Raw genomic sequence first — 18,988 nt, forward strand, 5'->3', positions numbered from 1 at the left:
GCTTTACCCTCGCTCTATCAATGTACCTTCTTCCATACCCACTACGATATTGATCAACGCGCTAGCCTTGTTCATGTCAAAAACCCGCACAGGCATATTATGGTCGCGACACAGACAAATAGCGGTTAAATCCATGACGCCAAGCTTCCGCTCCAGCACTTCATCATAGGTGAGACGATCATATTTTACCGCGTCGGACACTTTCATTGGATCGTCGGAATATACGCCATCTACTTTAGTGGCCTTCAAGACGACGTCAGCGTCAATTTCAATGCCGCGCAGACACGCCGCTGAATCAGTTGTAAAAAACGGGTTGCCTGTGCCAGCGCAAAATATCACCACGTCGCCTTCTTTTAAATCGCGAATCGCACGACGACGATCATAATGTTCAACAACTCCGCTCATTGGAATAGCGGACATAACCCGAGTGGCGATATTGGAGCGTTCCAGCGCATCACGCATAGCCAACGCATTCATAACAGTCGCCAGCATTCCCATATGGTCGCCGGTCACTCTATCCATGCCTGCGTCCTGCAACGCCTTACCACGAAAAAGGTTCCCTCCCCCAATGACCAAACCAACCTGAACCCCTATGCCTATTAGCTGGCCAATTTCCAACGCCATGCGATTGAGCACTTTCGGGTCTATTCCGAAGTTCTCTTCTCCCATGAGCGCCTCACCTGAGAGTTTTAACAGTACACGCTTATATTTGGGCTGAGTTTGAGCGGACGGGGGCATATATCATTTCACCTGTGTTGCACGCTTGCTTGGCAAGTTGAAGAGAAGCAGAGAGGCTATTTCCAACCTCCAGATACTAAAGTGGCGAGAGCAGAGTATACCGCTCTCGCCACAAATTCACACAAAAAGAAGAAATTAGCCTTTCAGCTGAGCAGCAACTTCTGCAGCGAAATCCACTTCTTCTTTTTCAATACCTTCACCAACTTCGTAGCGCACCATTGCGACCACTTGAGCGCCAGCTTTCTTCACCAGATCACCAACTTTGATGTCTGGATCTTTAACGAAAGCCTGCTCCAACAAGCTGATTTCCGCCAGGAACTTGCTGATACGGCCATCCACCATCTTGTCGACGATTTCTGCCGGCTTGCCGCTTTGGTCGGCCTGCGCCTTGTAAATTTCGCGCTCTTTCGCGATAACTTCATCGCTAACGTCATCACGAGAAACGTACTGAGGATTAACTGCTGCGATGTGCATTGCGATATCTTTGGCCAGCTCAGCGCTACCGCCATTCAGAGCAACAAGCACAGCGATACGGTTATTCCCGTGAACATATGCGCCAACTACATCAGACGACAGCATAGACGCACGACGAACATTGATGTTTTCACCAATTTTCTGCACCAGAGCCTGACGTTTCTCTTCCAGACCAGAGTCCATCAGAGCCGCAACGTCAGCCGTCTTTTTATCGAAGGCTTCACCTACAACGCCGCCTACAAAGCCAAGGAAGTTTTCATCACGGGCAACGAAATCAGTTTCGCTATTGACTTCAACGACAACCGCATAACTATTGTCGTCACTGACTTTAACCGCAACCACGCCATCAGCGGATACACGACCAGCCTTTTTAGCTGCTTTCATGCCACTGCTTTTACGAAGATCTTCAATCGCTTTTTCGATGTCGCCATCCGCTTCAACAAGCGCCTTCTTGCACTCCATCATGCCCAGACCGGTGCGCTCGCGCAGTTCTTTTACCATGGATGCTGAAATAGCCGCCATTTTTTAATCCTCACTTGTCAGGTTCAGAAAAATTGAAAAAAAAGGGGAGATCGTCCCCTTTTTGATCATTCTATATGCCTAAGATTACTCTGACTTTTCGGCAGCTTCTTCGGCGGAAGCAGCTGCTTCATTAACTTCTACGAACTCATCGCCATTGCCCGCCGCAGAGGACAGACCTTCCAGGCAAGAGTCGGCGACAGCCTTGGCGTACACCTGGATAGCGCGAATAGCGTCATCGTTACCAGGAATTACATAGTCAACGCCATCTGGATCGCTATTGGTGTCAACCACACCAATGACAGGGATACCCAGCTTATTGGCTTCTTTGATTGCGATACGCTCGTGATCCACGTCGATCACGAACAATGCGTCAGGCAGGCCGCCCATGTCTTTGATACCGCCAATGCTTCTTTCCAGCTTGTCCATCTCACGATGCAGCATCAACACTTCTTTCTTGGTCAGCTTGTCGAAAGTACCGTCTTGACTCTGAGTTTCCAGGTCACGGTAGCGACGGATGGATTGACGGATGGTTTTGTAGTTAGTCAGCATACCACCCAACCAACGATGGTTAACGTAAGGCATGCTGGCGCGATCGGCTTCTTCTTTAATAATCTTACCGGCGGCGCGCTTAGTGCCAACGAAAAGAATTTTATTTTTCTTTTCAGCCAAGTTAGAAACGAACCGCAGGGCGTCGTTCAGAGCAGGTACAGTATGCTCCAAGTTGATGATATGAATCTTGTTGCGCGCACCGAAGATATATTTGCGCATTTTTGGGTTCCAGAAACGAGTCTGGTGACCGAAGTGAACGCCTGCCTTCAGCAGGTCTCTCATTGAAACTTCTGACATATCTTTTACTCTTTTATGCTGTTTTGGGTTTAACCTCCATGCATCCCATGCTCCAACCTCATTTAAGCGGCACCCGAAACATGTGTCGACGCATGTGTGTTTTTACGGTATCGAAGCTCCTGAGTTCAGGATGCATTTCAATCCGGCGCGCTTTATACCACAAAGCCCCACTTTTTTAAAGGCAAAAATAGACCCGCAGCTATTAGCGCCCGCACTACTCGCTCATCTCGCCGCCGCCCTATGGTTGAAGCGAAAAGAACGATAGCCCAGCAGGGAACTCGGGTTTTTCTTCACTCTACGAACCAGTTACAATACGGCAGCGTTTACAATCAACAGAATCACAGTTTGCCGATACAGGCATTTGGAAACCTCAGAAGCGAGCATGAAAGTTACCATCAAAACCCCTGAAGAAATCGAAAAGATGCGCGTCGCCGGCCGTTTGGCGGCCGAAGTGCTGGAAATGATTGAAGAGCACGTAAAGCCAGGCGTCACCACAGGCGAGCTGGACGAGATATGCCACAAGTACATCACTGAAGTCCAACAGGCCATTCCTGCTCCGCTGAATTACAAGGGGTTTCCAAAGTCCATCTGCACTTCCGTCAATCACGTAATTTGTCACGGCATTCCCAGCGAGAAAAAAGTACTGAAAAACGGCGACACCGTTAACATTGACATTACTGTTATAAAGGATGGCTACCACGGCGACACCAGCAAAATGTTCTTTGTCGGCAAGCCTACTATCGCTGCAGAGAGACTGGTGCGCGTGACTCAGGAGTGCCTTTACAAAGGCATCGAGCTGGTAAAGCCGGGTGTTCGCCTTGGCGATATTGGCCATGTAATTCAACAGTATGCTGAAAGCCAGCATTATTCAGTAGTGAGAGAATACTGTGGCCACGGCATCGGCGCAGTTTTTCACGAAGAGCCGCAGGTTATGCACTACGGCGCGCCGGGAACTGGCATGACAATCAAAGAAGGCATGACCTTCACCATTGAGCCGATGATCAATCAGGGCAAACGCCATTGCAAATTGCTGCCCGACGGCTGGACAGTCGTCACTAAGGACCATAAGCTTTCAGCTCAATGGGAACACACCATTCTGGTGACGGCAGATGGGTACGAAGTTCTAACCAAGCGCAGCGAAGAGTCTTTCTAGTCAATAAATCCGATTTATGACTGCACAAAGCGACCAAGCATTAACGGAAGCGCCGCCGACAAGGCTTGATAAGCGTCTTATCTTTGACGCGGACGCCTACGCCAAGCTTCTGAAAGAAGGAAAGCCCGCCCTGGGCTTTCTGAAACACTCATTACAGAGCGCCACAGAACGGCTGCACGAACGATTCAAGTCGGGTTCCGCCATTAGAGAACTGGTCGCAGGTCGCGCAGCATATATAGACCAAGTGCTGAAAGCTTTATGGTCAGGCATAGACTGGTCGTCCCCAGAGCAAATATGCCTGCTGGCCGTAGGCGGCTACGGACGCAGTGAACTCCTTCCTCACTCGGATATCGACTTACTGATCCTGCTTGACGATGACGCCAATATTGAGGAGTTTGGCCTAGCCATAGAAGGCTTCATCACACTGCTATGGGATTTAAATCTCGACATTGGACATAGCGTCCGCACGGTTTCAGAGTCTATCGCCAAAGCCTCTACAGACATAACGATCGCCACCAACCTGCTTGAAACTCGCGCGCTCGCTGGCGCATCCGCCCTTCGCAGCGAACTCAGCCGCAGAGCATACTCGGACGAGTCCTGGACCGACCAGCGCTTCTTTAGCGCCAAACGCGACGAGCAGCTGGAAAGGCATCAGAAGTACGGCGATACGGAATACAACCTTGAGCCCAATATCAAAACCTCCCCAGGCACATTGCGCGACATCCAGACTATAGGCTGGATCACCAAGCGCCACTTCTGTAACGAGAGCAGCAACAGCGAAACGGCTTACGATTTTCTGACTGCAGACGAACACAGCACATTACGGGAAGGAGAAGCCTACCTTTGGCGTTTAAGATACGGCCTGCAAATGCTGGCGGGGCGCAACGAAAACAGGCTGCTATTCGACCACCAGCGCTCACTGGCCAACCTGCTGGGCTACGTTGATCGTGAGGAGGGACTGGGCGTTGAGCAGATGATGCAGGAGTACTACCGCTATGCTATGGCGCTAGGCGAACTCAACGATGTGGTCTTACAGTACTTTGATGAAATCATACTGCATGCCGATGATGAAGAAGTCATTGTGCCGCTTAACCGACGCTTTCACATTCGCAACGACTACATTGAAGCCATAAACAATCAGATATTCGCCTATCAACCTTTCGCCCTGGTGGAAGTTTTTCTGCTTATGGCGCAAAGTCCTCAAGTCAGGGGCATTCGCGCCAATACCATACGGGCGATCAGAGCTCACCGACACCTCATTGACGACAAGTTCCGCGGTGATCTGGCGAACACATCCTTGTTCATGGAAATTCTGAAGACGCCTCACGCCCTGCACCGGACGCTTTCGTCCATGAAACGATATGGCGTGCTAGGAAAATATCTCCCTGAGTTTGGCCGCATCGTCGGCAAAATGCAGCACGACCTGTTCCATATCTACACCGTAGACGCCCACACTATTCACGTTATTCGTAACATGATCCGTCTACGCAACCCTGAAAGCGTTAAAGACTACCCTCTAGCGACCCGGCTGGTATATCGACTCCCCAAACTGGAGCTTTTATACATCGCCGGCATTTATCATGACATCGCAAAAGGGCGCGGTGGCGACCATTCCGAGCTTGGGGCCGAGGATGTCGAGGCGTTCTGCAAGAGGCACCACCTCAGCCAACGGGATACCAGTCTGGTTGCCTGGCTGGTTCGCAATCACCTGTTAATGTCTATGACGGCGCAGCGCAAAGACCCTTCCGACCCGGAAGTGATACATGAGTTCGCCAGTAAGATAGACTCGCAGATACATTTGGATTACCTCTACACACTCACTGTCTGCGACATCAGCGCCACCAATCCTAAGCTGTGGAATACTTGGCGCGCCGCCCTCCTGCGCCAGCTCTACAGCGAAACCAAGCGGGCAATACGTCGCGGGCTGGATACGCCGCCCGACCGCAGCCAATGGGTTGCGGACACCCAGGCGGAAGCACGCGAAATATTACATTCACAGGATTTCAGCGACGATAATATCGACGCCATTTGGGTCGCCTTAGAAGAAGAGTACTTTTTGCAGGATTCCACTGGCGAGATCGCATGGCAGACGGCAGCCATCATCCGCCATGGCGACTCCACCGAACCGCTCGTATTAATTCGGGACGCCAAAGGCGGCGAAGCGGAAGGCTATATGCAGATCATGGTATATCAGCGCGCCCGCGATGATTTATTCGCCGCCACGACCGCCACTTTAGAACAATTGCGTCTTAACATCGCCGAAGCCCGTATCAACTGCGCCACCGACAGGTTCAGTCTGGGCTCATTCGTCGTCAGCAGCGCCGACGCGGGTACGAGCGGCGCTGTCAGTAAAAAGCAGATTTCTCAGCGCCTTGAGAGAGAGTTAAGCAACCCAGAGCACTACCCCGACGTCATCAAGCGACGCACTCCTCGGCAACTGAAGCATTTTTACTTCCCTACAGAAGTCACCTTCAGTAATGACACTGTCAACCAACGCACAGTTATGGAGATCATCACTCCCGACCGTCCAGGCCTGCTTGCCCGCATAGGCAGCATTCTGCTGGAACACGAAGTGGAGCTGGTCACCGCCCGCATCGCGACGCTTGGCGAACGCGTAGAGGACGTTTTCGTTCTGACAGACATTAATGGCGCACCGCTGAGCGACCCAGAACTCTGTCAAACACTACGGGACGACATCTGCGGACAATTGGATCAACAGAACAGCAAAGAACTATAGTCGCCCGACACTTTGTTGGCGACAGGCTCTGGAGTAACGGCAAAGATATGAACCCGAACCTATCCCGTCTACAGCCCTATCCTTTTGAAAAGCTGGCGCAATTGAAACAATCAGCCCAGCCGCCAGCGAGTTTGCGACATATTGCTCTTTCTATAGGCGAACCCAAACATGCGCCGCCAGAATTTGCCTTGGATGTGCTGCAGGCAAATATGCATGCTCTTTCCCGCTATCCCACCACTAAAGGCGAACCAGAACTGCGCAGCGCCATTGGCTCATGGCTTGAAAAGCGCTTCAACCTGGAGGGGGGCGTAGACCCAGAAACTCAAGTGCTGCCAGTTAATGGCACTCGAGAAGCCCTGTTCGCCTTTGCTCAAGCAGTTATCGATTCCAGTCAGCAAGCCCTTGTCGTCACCCCCAATCCGTTCTACCAAATATATGAGGGCGCAGCTTATCTTGCTGGTGCGGAACCCTATTATTTGTCTTGTGACGCGAGCAACAACTTTATTCCTGATTTCGACTCCGTCCCAAACTCTGTCTGGAAGCGCTGCCAGCTTCTATTCCTTTGCAGCCCTGGGAACCCAACTGGACGCGTCATCCCTGCAGAGACATTGAAAAAACTGATCGCCCTGGCTGACGAGCACAACTTCATCATTGCATCAGATGAGTGTTACTCGGAGATCTATTTCGACGAGTCCACTGCGCCAATCGGCCTGCTGGAGGCCTGCGCAAATATGGGACGCAATGACTATCGCCGCTGCGTCGTATTTCACAGCCTGTCAAAGCGCTCCAATGTTCCCGGATTACGATCAGGATTTGTGGCTGGCGACGCCAATATACTTCGGGAGTTTCTTCGTTACCGCACCTACCATGGCTGCTCAATGCCCATTCCAACGCAACTCGCCTCCATAGCGCTATGGAGCGACGAAGAACATGTACGGCAAAATCGCGCCATGTATGCAAGAAAATTCCACAGCTTCAAGGAAATACTTACCCCCTGCTGGCCACTGGAAATGCCTGACGCCGCATTTTACTTCTGGGCCCAAACGCCAATCTCTGACGACGCCTTTTCACAACGTCTTTATGCGGAGAAAAACCTCACCGTTTTACCCGGACGTTATCTAGGGAGAGAGCAAGATGGCGTCAACCCAGGAGCAGGGCGCGTCCGTATGGCGCTGGTGGCCTCAGAGGACGAGTGTATTGAGGCCGCCCAATGCATCAAATCATTCATAGAATCTCTATAGATAAATCGCCATGAGCCATATCGCTCAATGTCAGAATTACCGCAAAGCAACAGGTGAACAGACCCAATGAGTTTGAAAGTGTACGGAATCAGCAACTGCGACACCGTAAAAAAAGCCCGGAAATGGTTGGAAGCCAATAATATTGAATATACTTTCCACGACTTTAAAAAATCAGGCGTTCCACTAGGCAACCTGAGCACTTGGCTTAACGCCGCAGGCGTGGAAACACTGGTCAATAAACGGGGCACCACTTGGCGCAAACTCTCCGACTCAGACAAAGCAGACATTGAATCAGGAGCCAGGACGGCTGAGCTATTAATGGAGCATAGTTCTGTTATCAAACGTCCAGTAATAGAAACTCCCTCTGGAGAGGTCATTACAGGCTTTAGCCCGTCTCAGCTGGAACAATACGCCTGAGCAAATCGCAATCTTTCAGTATTGAAGCAACTGACACTCCACGACATTAAACATTAAGCAAAAGAAGGTACCATCATGTTGGCATTTGGCATTGGCGTAGGAACCAAGAACAGCAAGGGAGACTGGCTTGAAACCTATTACGCCGCCCCACTGTGGAATCCGGCGGCGGACGTGAAAAGCCTGCTGCAGGATACACTGGGCTACGCCGGCGGCAACCAGACGCAGGAACTTGATCCGCAAAAACTGGAGGCTTTGGCGACTGCGTTCGACAAAGCAAATCAACCTGCCCAGGCTCAAGTAGCCAAGGCGCTACGTGACTCCAAACGCCCCACGGTAGCCGTCATCATTGAGGAAGACAGCAAAGCCTCTTCCCCCCCTGAAGTTTACTTAAAGCTGCAACTGATATCTCACCGCTTTGTTAAGCCTCACGGCATTAACCTGGAAGGAATTTTCGCGCTACTTCCCAATGTGGCCTGGACTTCACAAGGAGCTATCGACATTGAAGAGCTATCCGCCCGCCAGCTGAATACACGCGCCAATGGCGAAACACTGCGTGTATTTTCCGTGGACAAATTCCCCCAAATGACCGATTACGTCGTACCCAAAGGCGTACGCATCGCCGATACGGCGCGGGTCAGACTCGGCGCATACATCGGCGAAGGCTCCACCATCATGCACGAGGGCTTCGTTAACTTTAATGCCGGCACAGAAGGCGCATCCATGATCGAAGGGCGCATTTCCGCCGGCGTCATGGTTGGCGAAGGCTCTGACCTTGGCGGCGGTTGCTCCACCATGGGCACACTGTCCGGCGGCGGAGCTATCATTATCTCCGTCGGCAAGAACTCGTTGATCGGCGCCAACGCAGGAATAGGCATCCCCCTTGGTGATCGCTGCAAAGTTGAGGCAGGCCTTTACATCACTGCAGGCTCCAAAGTGGCGGTAATGGACGACAAAGGCGAGGTTGCAAAAATCGTCAAAGCCCGCGAGCTGGCAGGACAAAACGACCTATTGTTCCGCCGCAACTCTGAAACAGGCAGAATCGAAGTCGTCACCAATAAAACCGCGGTTCAGTTGAACGAAGCGTTGCACGCAAACAACTGATAGCAGTGCGGCGGGGGACCACCCGCCCCTTGAATGATATAAAATGCAGCAAGGCGGATTGACCCCCAGTCGTCCGCCTTATTTTTAGACGCAACCCCTAACTCGTTGAGCGCATCATGACCGACCCCTTATCCCCTACCCTGGAGCTGGCCGTAGACCTTATAAAGCGCCCCTCCGTCACCCCTCATGACGCAGGCTGCCAAGAGCTACTAAGTCAAAGATTGCAAGCCATTGGATTTGAAATTACCGACCTTCCTTTTGGCGAGGTTCAAAACTTCTGGGCTAAACGCGGCTCCCAAGCCCCTCTGGTCGTTTTCGCTGGCCACACCGATGTCGTTCCGACAGGACCCGAAGAAAAGTGGGAACACCCTCCCTTTGCCGCCGAGGTGAAGGACGGCGTGCTACATGGTAGAGGCGCTGCAGACATGAAAGGCAGTCTGGCCGCTTTTATGACTGCCTGCGAGCGCTTCGTTGAAAAGCACCCCAACCATAGAGGCTCTATCGGCTGGCTGATCACCAGTGATGAAGAGGGCCATGCTGTAAACGGCACTGTTAAGGTCGTGGAGTATTTAGTCAATAAAGGCGAAGTCATTGACTGGTGCGTTGTCGGCGAGCCCTCCAGCACCCATACTGTAGGCGACGTCATCAAGAATGGTCGCCGAGGCTCACTTGGCGCCACCCTGACCGTCAAAGGCGTCCAAGGCCATGTCGCTTATCCTCACTTGGCCGACAATCCAATTCATAAAGCAGCGCCCGCCCTCGCGGAGTTAGCGAATGAAAAGTGGGACGATGGCAACGACTTTTTCCCCGCCACCAGCCTGCAAATCTCCAACATCAATGGCGGAACCGGCGCCACCAATGTGATACCAGGCGAGCTTAACGTCATGTTCAATCTACGTTTTTCCACCGAGCTGAACGCTGACATCATCAAGCAAAGAAGCGAAGCCATTCTTCAAAAGCATGGGCTGGACTACGACATTGAGTGGCGCTTATATGGAGAGCCCTTTCTAACCAGTAAAGGCGCTCTGATTGAAGCGACTCAGAAAGCGATCAAACATGTTCGCGGCGCGGATACGACACTCTCAACCAGCGGCGGAACATCCGACGGTCGCTTTATTGCGCCGACTGGCGCGCAAGTTGTGGAATTAGGCCCTTGTAACGCAACCATACATCGAATCAATGAGCAAGTCCTGGTCAGCGAGATTGACCAGCTCAGCAGCATTTATGAACATGTATTGGAAGAATTACTGGTAGTTGAATCAAAATAGATTCAATAATAAGCAGGCCGGAGCTAAACATATGCCCTCGCCCCAACCCAGCGCCATAAAGCGGTTGATGCGCTTACTGAAAAAGCGGGACTATGACCAAGCTCGCGCCTTTCAGTGTTTTCTGTGCGGGGGCGTCACCGCTATATGCGCAATGGCGACGCTAGTGATATCCAATGCGGCGCATGCCGCAACACTGGCTCAGGACCTGTTCAACCTGATTGTGCTTGCGCTCCTTATTGTTGGCCTGGTAATGGCGGCGTATGGCTATATTCGCTTACTTATTATACGTTTATCCAATTTCGCCAATGATAATGGCAACCGGAAAGAGCCCTGATATATGCAAAATGCCCCCCGCTATCCCGATATCGAAATCTATATTCTGGACACTAACATTCCAGATATATGCGAATGGCTAAAAAAACATCTAACCATTGAGGGAGCGCCTCTGGTGGAGGGGAATACACACAAGATTCGCACCAATTACAACGGAGCCAGCATTCCTGTCATCATTGTCGAGAAGGCGTCCGGTAAACGCTTTACCAGCGTCTGGTTTGACTCCTCCTCCACCCCCTGGGAAACTGATCTTGATTGCGCTCGCTGCGCATTCTCCAGCCTTAACAAGGAAGTACGCTGCTCCGCCAGCGGATGGATAGAAGATGAAGAAGAAGATGCGCCGGACTTATGGTGGAAAATCAACCAAAACGGCGAAAAACAATGTAACTGGAAAGATTAAAGGGCGGATAAACCGCCCTTTTTCATGCTTGAGATGTAAAATCCGTATCAGCGAACGGGAGAGACATCCTCCGCCTGCAGACCTTTATCGCCCTCTACTGTACGAAATCTCACTTTCTGCCCTTGACGCAGAGAACGATGACCTCTACCACGGATAGAACGAAAGTGAACAAATATATCGTCGCCAGCTTCACGGGTAATAAAGCCAAACCCTTTGTTCGGGTTGAACCACTTTACAATTCCCGACTCGCGCTCGTCATTGGCGTTGTCTTCTTCGTAAGACTCTTCTGAGCTCCCACTCAATATCGCCGGCAGAAAACCAGCCAGAATAAATAGCGCTGCAGTAATAAGGTAAACGCCAATACCTGCGCCAGAAGTTAAGAGACTGGTTAATCCACTGCCGTCCGCCAAGAAGGAAAAAGTGGGCTGCATACCGAAAAGACTCAGCGCAACGCCAAGCACGATAGGAAGAATAAGACCGGCAATCACTGCAATCATCATTTTTACTGAATTATTATCTTTCATTTATTAACTCTACAAATAATTATTTTGGAACAAAAAAACACCCCAATGGCTGAGATGGAGAGACTTACGAGTGTGTTTCATATCATTCCGAATACGGCATGGATGATACCGAAAGCCCCCCTCCACCAAGCCTAAACATCAGAGCGCCGGTTCGGTCAGCCCATAGACCCAGGCGGAAATCTTCAGAAAACCAGCTAGACTAAAAAGCGACCGACAAAATTAAAAAAGGCTTCTCCGAACGCTCCGCTCTCGATGATTTAGAATCGAAATCATCTAAGAAGTCCTTATAATAGCAAATCGAGACATATATTACGTAGTACGCGGGTACAACTTTATGACTTATGGCCTATATTTTTTGGCCTCCCGCACCTATCCGACGTTCGACTGACGCTAAGGGCTAACGAATGGAACAAAGAGTCACCGATTTGGAAACCAAAATTGCTTTCCTGGACGACCTGATCGCATCGCTCAACGACACGATTTACCAACAAGACAAACGGATAGGAAAACTGGAAAGCCAGCTGGACAACCTTCGAGAGCAGCTTGAAAGCGTGAGAGAACTGCTGCCTGAAGACGGGGATGAGGGGCCTCCTCCGCATTATTGAGCCTCTTAAATCAACCCTCAGCCGCAACCCCCAACATCGGCAGCTGCCATATGCTTCATTCACATCTTGTTACTTCAGTGTATATCCACCGCCATTTATAATGTTAAACAGGCTTTTTGACTTTCCTATTCGTAAAAAGGTAAAGACTTGGACATAACACAGCGTAACTCGCCCACTACAAAAAAAACGACAATTGCTGTTATTCCTGCTAGAGGAGGCTCGAAGGGCATCCCTCGAAAGAATCTCCGTCCACTTGCTGGGATGCCACTTATCTATTATGCGATAAATAGTTGCTTGAACTCACCTCTATTAGACTATGTAGTTGTTAGTACAGATGATGATGAAATAGCTCTGCTAGCAGAAAAGTTTGGAGCCAAAGTTCACCTAAGAAGTAGCTCTCTGGGCGGAGACAAAGTTACACTTGACCCTGTAATAATTGAAACAGTTAAAAATATAGAAAAAGAAGATAGCATCCACTTCGACTTCGTTATAACAGTTCAGCCAACCTCGCCGCTAATTCGACCTTTAGATATTGATCAAGTCATAGAAAGCTTATGTAAAAGCGATTATGACACAATACTTAGCGCAACAGATGATCGCCACCTTTGCTGGACAACAAAAAACAATAACTATATTCCAGAATATTTGGAAAGAGTAAACAGGCAACAACTCCCCCCTAGATACAAAGAAACAGGGGCAATAATAGCTTGTAGAAGAGATGTAATGGAAAAAGGAACTAGAATAGGAAAAAAAGTCTCTCTTTATATAACACCACCAAATATTAGCATTGATATCGACACAGTAACCGACCTTTTCTTATGTGAGAGTATATTAAAAAGAAAAAGAATCACCTTTGTCGTCACTGGAAATAAAAACACTGGCACAGGGCATATATACAGAAGCTTAATGCTTGCCAACGAACTTGTAAAACATGAGGTATCCTTCATCATTACAGAAGACGACGCCATAGCTAAACAGCTGATAAAGGAGAACAATTACCCACTATACTGTGTCCCAAAGCACAGACTCACATCAGAGGTGATTGAGCACAATCCGGACATGGTAATCAACGATATACTCGATACGTCTCTCGAATATATAGAGAGCATAAAAGATAGGGGCATAAAGGTAGTTAACTTCGAAGACTTAGGGCCAGGCGCAAACGCTGCACACCTCGTATTTAACGCACTATATCCAGCTGAAAAAAGCACTTCAAATATATTATCTGGACCTACCTACTTCTGCTTGAGGGATGAGTTCATCCACACTCGCCCCAGAGAGAAAACAGGAAAAATAAAGTCAATATTACTCACTTTCGGCGGCGTTGACGAGAACAACATCACTCTCCGAGCACTTAAAATACTTGAAGCTACTATCCCCCCAAATCTGGAAGTCCATATAACCATCATTATCGGGTCAGGCTACGGACACAACGAAGAACTTAACAATTACCTTAAAAGCAGCAAAGAACGCATAATTATAAAACTAGTGAAGCACACAAAGAGAATCTCTCACTACATGAACAATTCAGACTTAGCCCTTACATCCGGGGGAAGAACTGTTCTTGAGCTTGCGTCTTTAAAAATTCCAACCATTACTATCTGCCAGAACAATAGAGAAGCCAGCCACTTTTTACTTGGAAAAAATAATGGAATAATTAATATGGGTTTAGGCTCGACTTTAACAGATGCAGAGTTAAAAAGTGTAATAAGAAATCTTCTAACAAACTCTGACAGTGTTAATGCAATGATTCGATCATTAGAAGAGATTGACCTGACCAAAGGAAAATCGTTAGTTGTCAATAAAATACTTAACCTACTGAACAATGAGAATAAAAATGAGCAATGAGTTTAGCATTGGCGGTTTCAGCCCTAAATTTCTTTCCCCCTATATCATTGCTGAAATTGGCGTAAACCACGAAGGCTCTATAGAAAAAGCTAAAGAGTTAATTATGGACGCAAAAGAGGCAGGAGCCCATGCCGCAAAATTTCAGACCTATAAGGCAGAAAAGCTCTCAGCTAAACATAGCCCGGCATACTGGGATACCAGCAAGGAGAAAACCCAGAGCCAATATAAGCTTTTCCAAAAGTACGACAGCTTCGGGGAAAAAGAGTATACAGAGCTTTCACACTTCTGTGGCAAGGTAGGTATAGACTTCCTATCCACTCCTTTCGACCTTGAGTCTGTAGACTTTTTATCGAACCTGATGCCAGCTTTCAAAATAGCTTCAGCAGATATTACAAACTTACCGTTAATTCGTAAAATCGGTGCATGCAAAAAACCGGTTGTTGTTTCAACTGGGGCAGCGTCATTACCTGAAATCGCATTTGCCGTCGAGGAACTTAGGAGGTCAGGAGCAAAACAAATCGCTCTTTTACATTGTGTACTAAACTACCCAACAGCAATAGAGCACGCACAGCTATCCATGGTTCCCTATCTTTCCAGAATATTCCAACAGCACTGCATAGGATACTCAGACCATGTCACCCCCTTTGAAGGTATGCCAGCTCTTGAGGTTGCAGTCATGTCGGGCGCGTTAATTATAGAAAAACACTTTACCTATGATAAAAGTCTACCAGGCAATGACCACTACCATGCGATGGACAAAACCGATCTAAAGAATTTCGTCTCAAGGCTCATCGTTTATCGCAACTTATATGGCAATGGAGTAAAAGACCTGAATCTAGAGCAGTCAGCCAGGGAAAATGCTCGCAGGTCTATCTATGCTTCAAGAGATATTAACGCCGGTGAAACTATTACAGAAAATGATATTATTGCAAAACGTCCCGGCCTTGGCATAAGCCCCATCTTCTGGGATCAGGTTGTTGGAAAAAAAATGCGGGCGAGCATAAATAACGACGAACCACTTACTTGGCCTCATTTCGAATAGTGCTCATGAGCAATCTAAAAAACAATTATGTCGTACTCACCGGCGACAAGAACAATTCAGGCGATTATCTGATTAAAAAGGCAGGGCTTTATCTTCTCAATAAACACAGGCCAGATCGAACTTTCACCACAGTTCCAGCTTGGGAGCCGCTAAACAAAGAACGATTGCGTCTGGTTAATGAGTCCTGCGCGTTAATTCTTCTGGGTGGCCCAGCCTTACAACCGCAGATGTACCCATGCATATACCCATTAACTAGAAATCTTAAAGATATAAAAGCACCTATCATTACAATGGGGATAGGTGCTAAACCTAAGTCGACCTATCCAGAGGCGCCTCATCGTTACCCTCTAACAAAGCAAACTCACGAACTATTAGTAAGAATTAACGGAGAAAGTTATCAAAGTAGCCTGAGGGATTACTATTCAGGGCTTGTAGTGCAAACATACGGATATGATAATTTTATTACAACTGGTTGCCCCGCCTTTTACTTACACGAAGGTCAAACACTATCAAAAAACTCATCATCTAACAGCATAATCTTTTCATTGGGCGTCAACTTCGCGAGAGAAACAGGTATGCTACTTCAAGCACAAGAGATTATATATCAATTAACTACACACCTAAGTCAGTCCGTAAAAGTAGCCTTCCATCACTCTACCACCCCCCAATTCCTAAATACGCACAGTCCTAATATTCGTTTATACGAGCAACAACTCAAACTTATTGAGTGGCTAAAGGCGCATAAAATAGAATACGTAGACGTATCTGGTTCAGCCGAGCAAATGTTAGCCCTTTATAGTGGCTGCTCACTTCATGTTGGTTATAGGGTTCACGCCCACATACTCATGTCAAGCCTTGGAAAGCCATCGCTGCTCTTAGCGGAAGATGGTAGAGCTATTAACATGAAAGATGTTATGGGCGGTATGGTCTTAAACGCCTATGAAGAAGAAGGAAAAGGGCTTGTCCATAAGGCACTCAAAGCATCAGGCATAATAAGCCGCCAAGCCAAATCAGAGTTGTGGGGCGAGATTCAGGCTAATCTAGCATATGAGAAAAATGCTAAAAGTCAGCGAACATTACAAGTCGCCAACAACCTTCGTACGCATTTTGAATTTATGAAGAGCTTTTTAGATCAATTACCATGAACTTCTGGTCATACAAAAAGAGTAGCTCTCCATTGTTTAGAAGCACTATTTTTTACCTAGCAGCCAATATAATTAACAAGGCAATTCCATTTCTACTAATTCCCTATTTTACTGAGCACTTAACAACTGCCCAATATGGTGCCTTGGCAATTTTTCAAGTTTTTGTATCATTTAGCACACCAATAGTTGGGCTTAACCTCCCTACCCATATAACACGAAACTTCTACGCCTTGGACAATGAAGCACTAGCAAAGCTGATAACCTGCATGTTAGCTCTTCTGACAACATCAACTACGATGTTCACTTTCATATATTTTTTCATTTCAATGACCAACTTTTCCATATGGGAACCTATTGGCTCTAGTTGGCTAACAATAACACCTATTATTTGCGGTTTTCTAGCTATAAATCAAATTAATCTTTCCGTTTATAGAAACCAGGAAAAAGCACTAAAATATGGACTATCCGAAGTCGCCAGAACTATCATTAACGCCAGCATATCCATAATACTCATATCGATATATTCTCATGGATGGGAGGGAGTAGCCATAGCAAACCTACTATCCACAGCAGCCTTATCCCTCGTTGGGATCACCAGTCTATACAAGTCAAATTTACTGCGACTATCTTTTTCTTCGCTGCAGACGTCAACAATCAAAAGCGCTCTTTTTATTGGAGTCACGTTAATACCCCACTCTATTTCCAGTTCAATCATCACATACAGTGATCGATTAATAATAAGCCACTATCTAGGCGAGTCTAACGTGGGCATATACTCACTAGGTTATCAGGTAGCGTCCATTACAAACATTATCATTGACTCACTAATACTAGCGTGGTCCCCATTTTTTTACAAAAACATTGACTCCAACAAAGAATTAATCACGAAGTACATTTACTTTTTGATAAGCCTTTTTTTAACAGTCTCACTATTGAGCTATATATTCGGATTAATTTTTATAGAAAACTTTATTCACAAGAGCTATATAGAAGCCAAGAATATACTACTTCCCATTTCGATTTCATTCTTTTCATATGGCCTTTATAAACTATTATTTCCATTCTTGGTACACAAAGGAAAAACTGTCGCTTTGTCGGCTGTTTCCGTCTCATCTGGCATCATAAACATTATCTTAAACATAATCCTGGTCCCAAATATTGGAATTGTTGGAGCCGCCTACTCCACACTCATTTCATATACAGTCGTCACAGTAATGTTATTCTTTATCGTTAATAGATCCGTACCTATGCCATGGACACTAAAAGTAAAATAAACTCCGTTGAGTCCCTCTGCCAAGCCATATGGAGTGCCGAAAAAAGATATCACTTAAACAACCTTAATGAAGAAGGGGTTTACTACTGGGCTGCAGCGAGGATGAAGATATATTATTCTTTATGTCAACAATTCAATATACTTGAGGACCCCAGCTCTCGCAAAAAAGATGGGCCAATCGCAAAACGAATATGGTCTTCCTTGAAGTACACATTTAAGGCGCTAAAGAGTATCAGGGCATCACTAAGAAGGTCTGAGCTATGCGTATTTGAGCATCCTCGCCACAAAGATATCAATGGGAAAAAAGTGGATATTTATACATATTATTTATCTACAGAGCAGCTAAAGAGAAGAAGCGCCACATTACTGAGCACATCTTACAACAATAACTTTGACAAAGAGCACGATGAAAGACGTCTATATGTAGACTGGATATACCTAATTTCCGGACTAGCTTCCAAACTCCCTGTCATATTCTTCTTAAAGAGTAAATCTATAGACTCTGTTTCAAAAATTTCAAAATCACTAAAGGAGCACTTCAACACCAATCATGACTTCAAAGAGATATTAATTTCAAGTTTAATAAAATTCAAAATAGAGCACTTTCTATTCTCAACTATATTAAAAAAAATATCTCCAAAAAAGCTTTATATTGTAGTTGCTTATGACTACGCATCTGTTATTTCTGCAGCCAGATCTTTAAATATAGAATCAATAGAGCTTCAACATGGTACTATAAGCGAATACCACTTAGGTTACAGTTATCCTGACTCTATCTTCACTCCACCTTACTATCCAAACAAAATATACACATGGAATAGATTTTGGAAAAATAGAATAGACTTCCCCATAGCAAGAAGCAAAATAAAACCCTACGGATTCCCGTACTTTGATAGAATTAAAAAAAGATATAGTCTATTAGATAAGACTCCTGGAAGAATAGTAATCCTATCACAGGGAGCCCTAACCAGCTCTATTGCAAAATGTATTTTATATAACATAGAGCGTTTCCATAACTACCAGCTACATTATAAGCTGCACCCATCAGAGTATAATAGATGGAAAAATCAGCCAGAACTTTTACAACTAAATAAATATCATAACGTGACATTCCACACTGACTGTGATTTATACGAGCTACTGGCCACCTCAGAGTATCATATCGGGGTCTTTTCTACGGCAATATTTGAAGGTATAGATTTAGACTCAAAGCCTATCATTATGGAGCTTCCTGGCTGTGAGTACATGAGACCACTACTTTCGACAGGTAAAGCAATAACACTAGATAGTTTTCTAAACTCACAAAAATTAGACTAACACC

18 protein-coding genes are annotated in these 18,988 nt (G+C 46.9%); 14 read left to right on the forward strand and 4 right to left on the reverse strand.

Translation table 11 applies throughout. The features are described 5' to 3' along the window. Nucleotides 1–3: 3 nt before the first annotated feature. The 3 genes from pyrH to rpsB form a co-directional block, all read right to left on the reverse strand. Nucleotides 4–738 carry a UMP kinase gene (gene pyrH, locus AC2IBB_RS26460; RefSeq protein ID WP_486329698.1) on the reverse strand — a complete coding sequence of 245 codons (735 nt, stop codon included), beginning with the start codon at nt 736–738 and terminating at the stop codon, nt 4–6. Between the two features lie 135 nt (nt 739–873). Further along, nucleotides 874–1,734, reverse strand: coding sequence for a translation elongation factor Ts (tsf, locus tag AC2IBB_RS26465; protein ID WP_486329699.1), 861 nt, complete (start codon nt 1,732–1,734; stop codon nt 874–876). 84 nt (nt 1,735–1,818) lie between these two features. Continuing rightward, nucleotides 1,819–2,580, reverse strand: coding sequence for a 30S ribosomal protein S2 (rpsB, locus tag AC2IBB_RS26470; protein ID WP_127969043.1), 762 nt, complete (start codon nt 2,578–2,580; stop codon nt 1,819–1,821). Between the two features lie 382 nt (nt 2,581–2,962). On the opposite strand from rpsB, the gene map reads away from it, so the two are divergent. From map to AC2IBB_RS26510, 8 genes are all read left to right on the forward strand, one after another. Beyond that, complete coding sequence (map, locus tag AC2IBB_RS26475; protein ID WP_486329700.1) at nt 2,963–3,733, forward strand: type I methionyl aminopeptidase; 771 nt, start codon at nt 2,963–2,965, stop codon at nt 3,731–3,733. Nucleotides 3,734–3,749: 16 nt separating this feature from the next. Then, nucleotides 3,750–6,470, forward strand: a complete 2,721-nt coding sequence (locus AC2IBB_RS26480) for a [protein-PII] uridylyltransferase (RefSeq protein WP_486329701.1) — start codon at nt 3,750–3,752, stop codon at nt 6,468–6,470. Between the two features lie 47 nt (nt 6,471–6,517). Further along, a complete protein-coding gene (gene dapC / locus AC2IBB_RS26485; protein WP_486329702.1) occupies nt 6,518–7,711 on the forward strand; it encodes a succinyldiaminopimelate transaminase in 1,194 nt (397 codons plus the stop codon). Nucleotides 7,712–7,777: 66 nt separating this feature from the next. Beyond that, nucleotides 7,778–8,128, forward strand: a complete 351-nt coding sequence (locus tag AC2IBB_RS26490) for an ArsC family reductase (protein ID WP_486329703.1) — start codon at nt 7,778–7,780, stop codon at nt 8,126–8,128. A 75-nt stretch (nt 8,129–8,203) separates the two neighbouring features. Beyond that, nucleotides 8,204–9,229 carry a 2,3,4,5-tetrahydropyridine-2,6-dicarboxylate N-succinyltransferase gene (gene dapD / locus AC2IBB_RS26495; protein ID WP_486329704.1) on the forward strand — a complete coding sequence of 342 codons (1,026 nt, stop codon included), beginning with the start codon at nt 8,204–8,206 and terminating at the stop codon, nt 9,227–9,229. Between the two features lie 116 nt (nt 9,230–9,345). Next, nucleotides 9,346–10,497 carry a succinyl-diaminopimelate desuccinylase gene (gene dapE / locus AC2IBB_RS26500; protein WP_486329705.1) on the forward strand — a complete coding sequence of 384 codons (1,152 nt, stop codon included), beginning with the start codon at nt 9,346–9,348 and terminating at the stop codon, nt 10,495–10,497. Nucleotides 10,498–10,528: 31 nt separating this feature from the next. Further along, nucleotides 10,529–10,831, forward strand: coding sequence for a hypothetical protein (locus AC2IBB_RS26505; RefSeq protein WP_486329706.1), 303 nt, complete (start codon nt 10,529–10,531; stop codon nt 10,829–10,831). Nucleotides 10,832–10,834: 3 nt separating this feature from the next. Continuing rightward, complete coding sequence (locus AC2IBB_RS26510; RefSeq protein WP_486329707.1) at nt 10,835–11,230, forward strand: hypothetical protein; 396 nt, start codon at nt 10,835–10,837, stop codon at nt 11,228–11,230. Between the two features lie 47 nt (nt 11,231–11,277). On the opposite strand, the gene AC2IBB_RS26515 is transcribed toward AC2IBB_RS26510, so the two are convergent. Continuing rightward, nucleotides 11,278–11,754 carry a cold-shock protein gene (locus AC2IBB_RS26515; RefSeq protein WP_486329708.1) on the reverse strand — a complete coding sequence of 159 codons (477 nt, stop codon included), beginning with the start codon at nt 11,752–11,754 and terminating at the stop codon, nt 11,278–11,280. 404 nt (nt 11,755–12,158) lie between these two features. On the opposite strand from AC2IBB_RS26515, the gene AC2IBB_RS26520 reads away from it, so the two are divergent. The 6 genes from AC2IBB_RS26520 (at nt 12,159) to AC2IBB_RS26545 (ending at nt 18,984) form a co-directional block, all read left to right on the forward strand. Beyond that, the gene (locus tag AC2IBB_RS26520; protein WP_486329709.1) at nt 12,159–12,359 is read left to right on the forward strand and encodes a SlyX family protein; all 201 of its coding nucleotides are present in this window, start codon (nt 12,159–12,161) and stop codon (nt 12,357–12,359) included. 147 nt (nt 12,360–12,506) lie between these two features. After that, the gene (locus AC2IBB_RS26525; protein WP_486329710.1) at nt 12,507–14,207 is read left to right on the forward strand and encodes a cytidylyltransferase domain-containing protein; all 1,701 of its coding nucleotides are present in this window, start codon (nt 12,507–12,509) and stop codon (nt 14,205–14,207) included. Beyond that, nucleotides 14,197–15,249, forward strand: coding sequence for an N-acetylneuraminate synthase family protein (locus AC2IBB_RS26530; protein WP_486329711.1), 1,053 nt, complete (start codon nt 14,197–14,199; stop codon nt 15,247–15,249). The genes AC2IBB_RS26525 and AC2IBB_RS26530 overlap by 11 nt, the downstream gene beginning before the upstream one ends. A 5-nt stretch (nt 15,250–15,254) precedes the next feature. Further along, entirely contained in the window at nt 15,255–16,394 is a 1,140-nt protein-coding gene (locus tag AC2IBB_RS26535) for a polysaccharide pyruvyl transferase family protein (protein ID WP_486329712.1), read from the forward strand. Then, nucleotides 16,391–17,668, forward strand: a complete 1,278-nt coding sequence (locus AC2IBB_RS26540; protein ID WP_486329713.1) for an oligosaccharide flippase family protein — start codon at nt 16,391–16,393, stop codon at nt 17,666–17,668. The genes AC2IBB_RS26535 and AC2IBB_RS26540 overlap by 4 nt, the downstream gene beginning before the upstream one ends. Beyond that, nucleotides 17,647–18,984 carry a hypothetical protein gene (locus AC2IBB_RS26545; protein ID WP_486329714.1) on the forward strand — a complete coding sequence of 446 codons (1,338 nt, stop codon included), beginning with the start codon at nt 17,647–17,649 and terminating at the stop codon, nt 18,982–18,984. The genes AC2IBB_RS26540 and AC2IBB_RS26545 overlap by 22 nt, the downstream gene beginning before the upstream one ends. Nucleotides 18,985–18,988 lie beyond the last annotated feature (4 nt).

The sequence above is a fragment of the Hahella sp. NS-SX17 genome (assembly GCF_057367735.1).

What these genes read in the sequence shown, in the direction of transcription:
- pyrH (WP_486329698.1), bottom strand. Translation starts at nt 738, where the DNA reads ATGCCCCCGTCCGCTCAAACTCAGCCCAAATATAAGCGTGTACTGTTA.
- tsf (WP_486329699.1), bottom strand. Translation starts at nt 1,734, where the DNA reads ATGGCGGCTATTTCAGCATCCATGGTAAAAGAACTGCGCGAGCGCACC.
- rpsB (WP_127969043.1), bottom strand. Translation starts at nt 2,580, where the DNA reads ATGTCAGAAGTTTCAATGAGAGACCTGCTGAAGGCAGGCGTTCACTTC.
- map (WP_486329700.1), top strand. Translation starts at nt 2,963, where the DNA reads ATGAAAGTTACCATCAAAACCCCTGAAGAAATCGAAAAGATGCGCGTC.
- AC2IBB_RS26480 (WP_486329701.1), top strand. Translation starts at nt 3,750, where the DNA reads ATGACTGCACAAAGCGACCAAGCATTAACGGAAGCGCCGCCGACAAGG.
- dapC (WP_486329702.1), top strand. Translation starts at nt 6,518, where the DNA reads ATGAACCCGAACCTATCCCGTCTACAGCCCTATCCTTTTGAAAAGCTG.
- AC2IBB_RS26490 (WP_486329703.1), top strand. Translation starts at nt 7,778, where the DNA reads ATGAGTTTGAAAGTGTACGGAATCAGCAACTGCGACACCGTAAAAAAA.
- dapD (WP_486329704.1), top strand. Translation starts at nt 8,204, where the DNA reads ATGTTGGCATTTGGCATTGGCGTAGGAACCAAGAACAGCAAGGGAGAC.
- dapE (WP_486329705.1), top strand. Translation starts at nt 9,346, where the DNA reads ATGACCGACCCCTTATCCCCTACCCTGGAGCTGGCCGTAGACCTTATA.
- AC2IBB_RS26505 (WP_486329706.1), top strand. Translation starts at nt 10,529, where the DNA reads ATGCCCTCGCCCCAACCCAGCGCCATAAAGCGGTTGATGCGCTTACTG.
- AC2IBB_RS26510 (WP_486329707.1), top strand. Translation starts at nt 10,835, where the DNA reads ATGCAAAATGCCCCCCGCTATCCCGATATCGAAATCTATATTCTGGAC.
- AC2IBB_RS26515 (WP_486329708.1), bottom strand. Translation starts at nt 11,754, where the DNA reads ATGAAAGATAATAATTCAGTAAAAATGATGATTGCAGTGATTGCCGGT.
- AC2IBB_RS26520 (WP_486329709.1), top strand. Translation starts at nt 12,159, where the DNA reads ATGGAACAAAGAGTCACCGATTTGGAAACCAAAATTGCTTTCCTGGAC.
- AC2IBB_RS26530 (WP_486329711.1), top strand. Translation starts at nt 14,197, where the DNA reads ATGAGCAATGAGTTTAGCATTGGCGGTTTCAGCCCTAAATTTCTTTCC.
- AC2IBB_RS26535 (WP_486329712.1), top strand. Translation starts at nt 15,255, where the DNA reads ATGAGCAATCTAAAAAACAATTATGTCGTACTCACCGGCGACAAGAAC.
- AC2IBB_RS26540 (WP_486329713.1), top strand. Translation starts at nt 16,391, where the DNA reads ATGAACTTCTGGTCATACAAAAAGAGTAGCTCTCCATTGTTTAGAAGC.
- AC2IBB_RS26545 (WP_486329714.1), top strand. Translation starts at nt 17,647, where the DNA reads ATGGACACTAAAAGTAAAATAAACTCCGTTGAGTCCCTCTGCCAAGCC.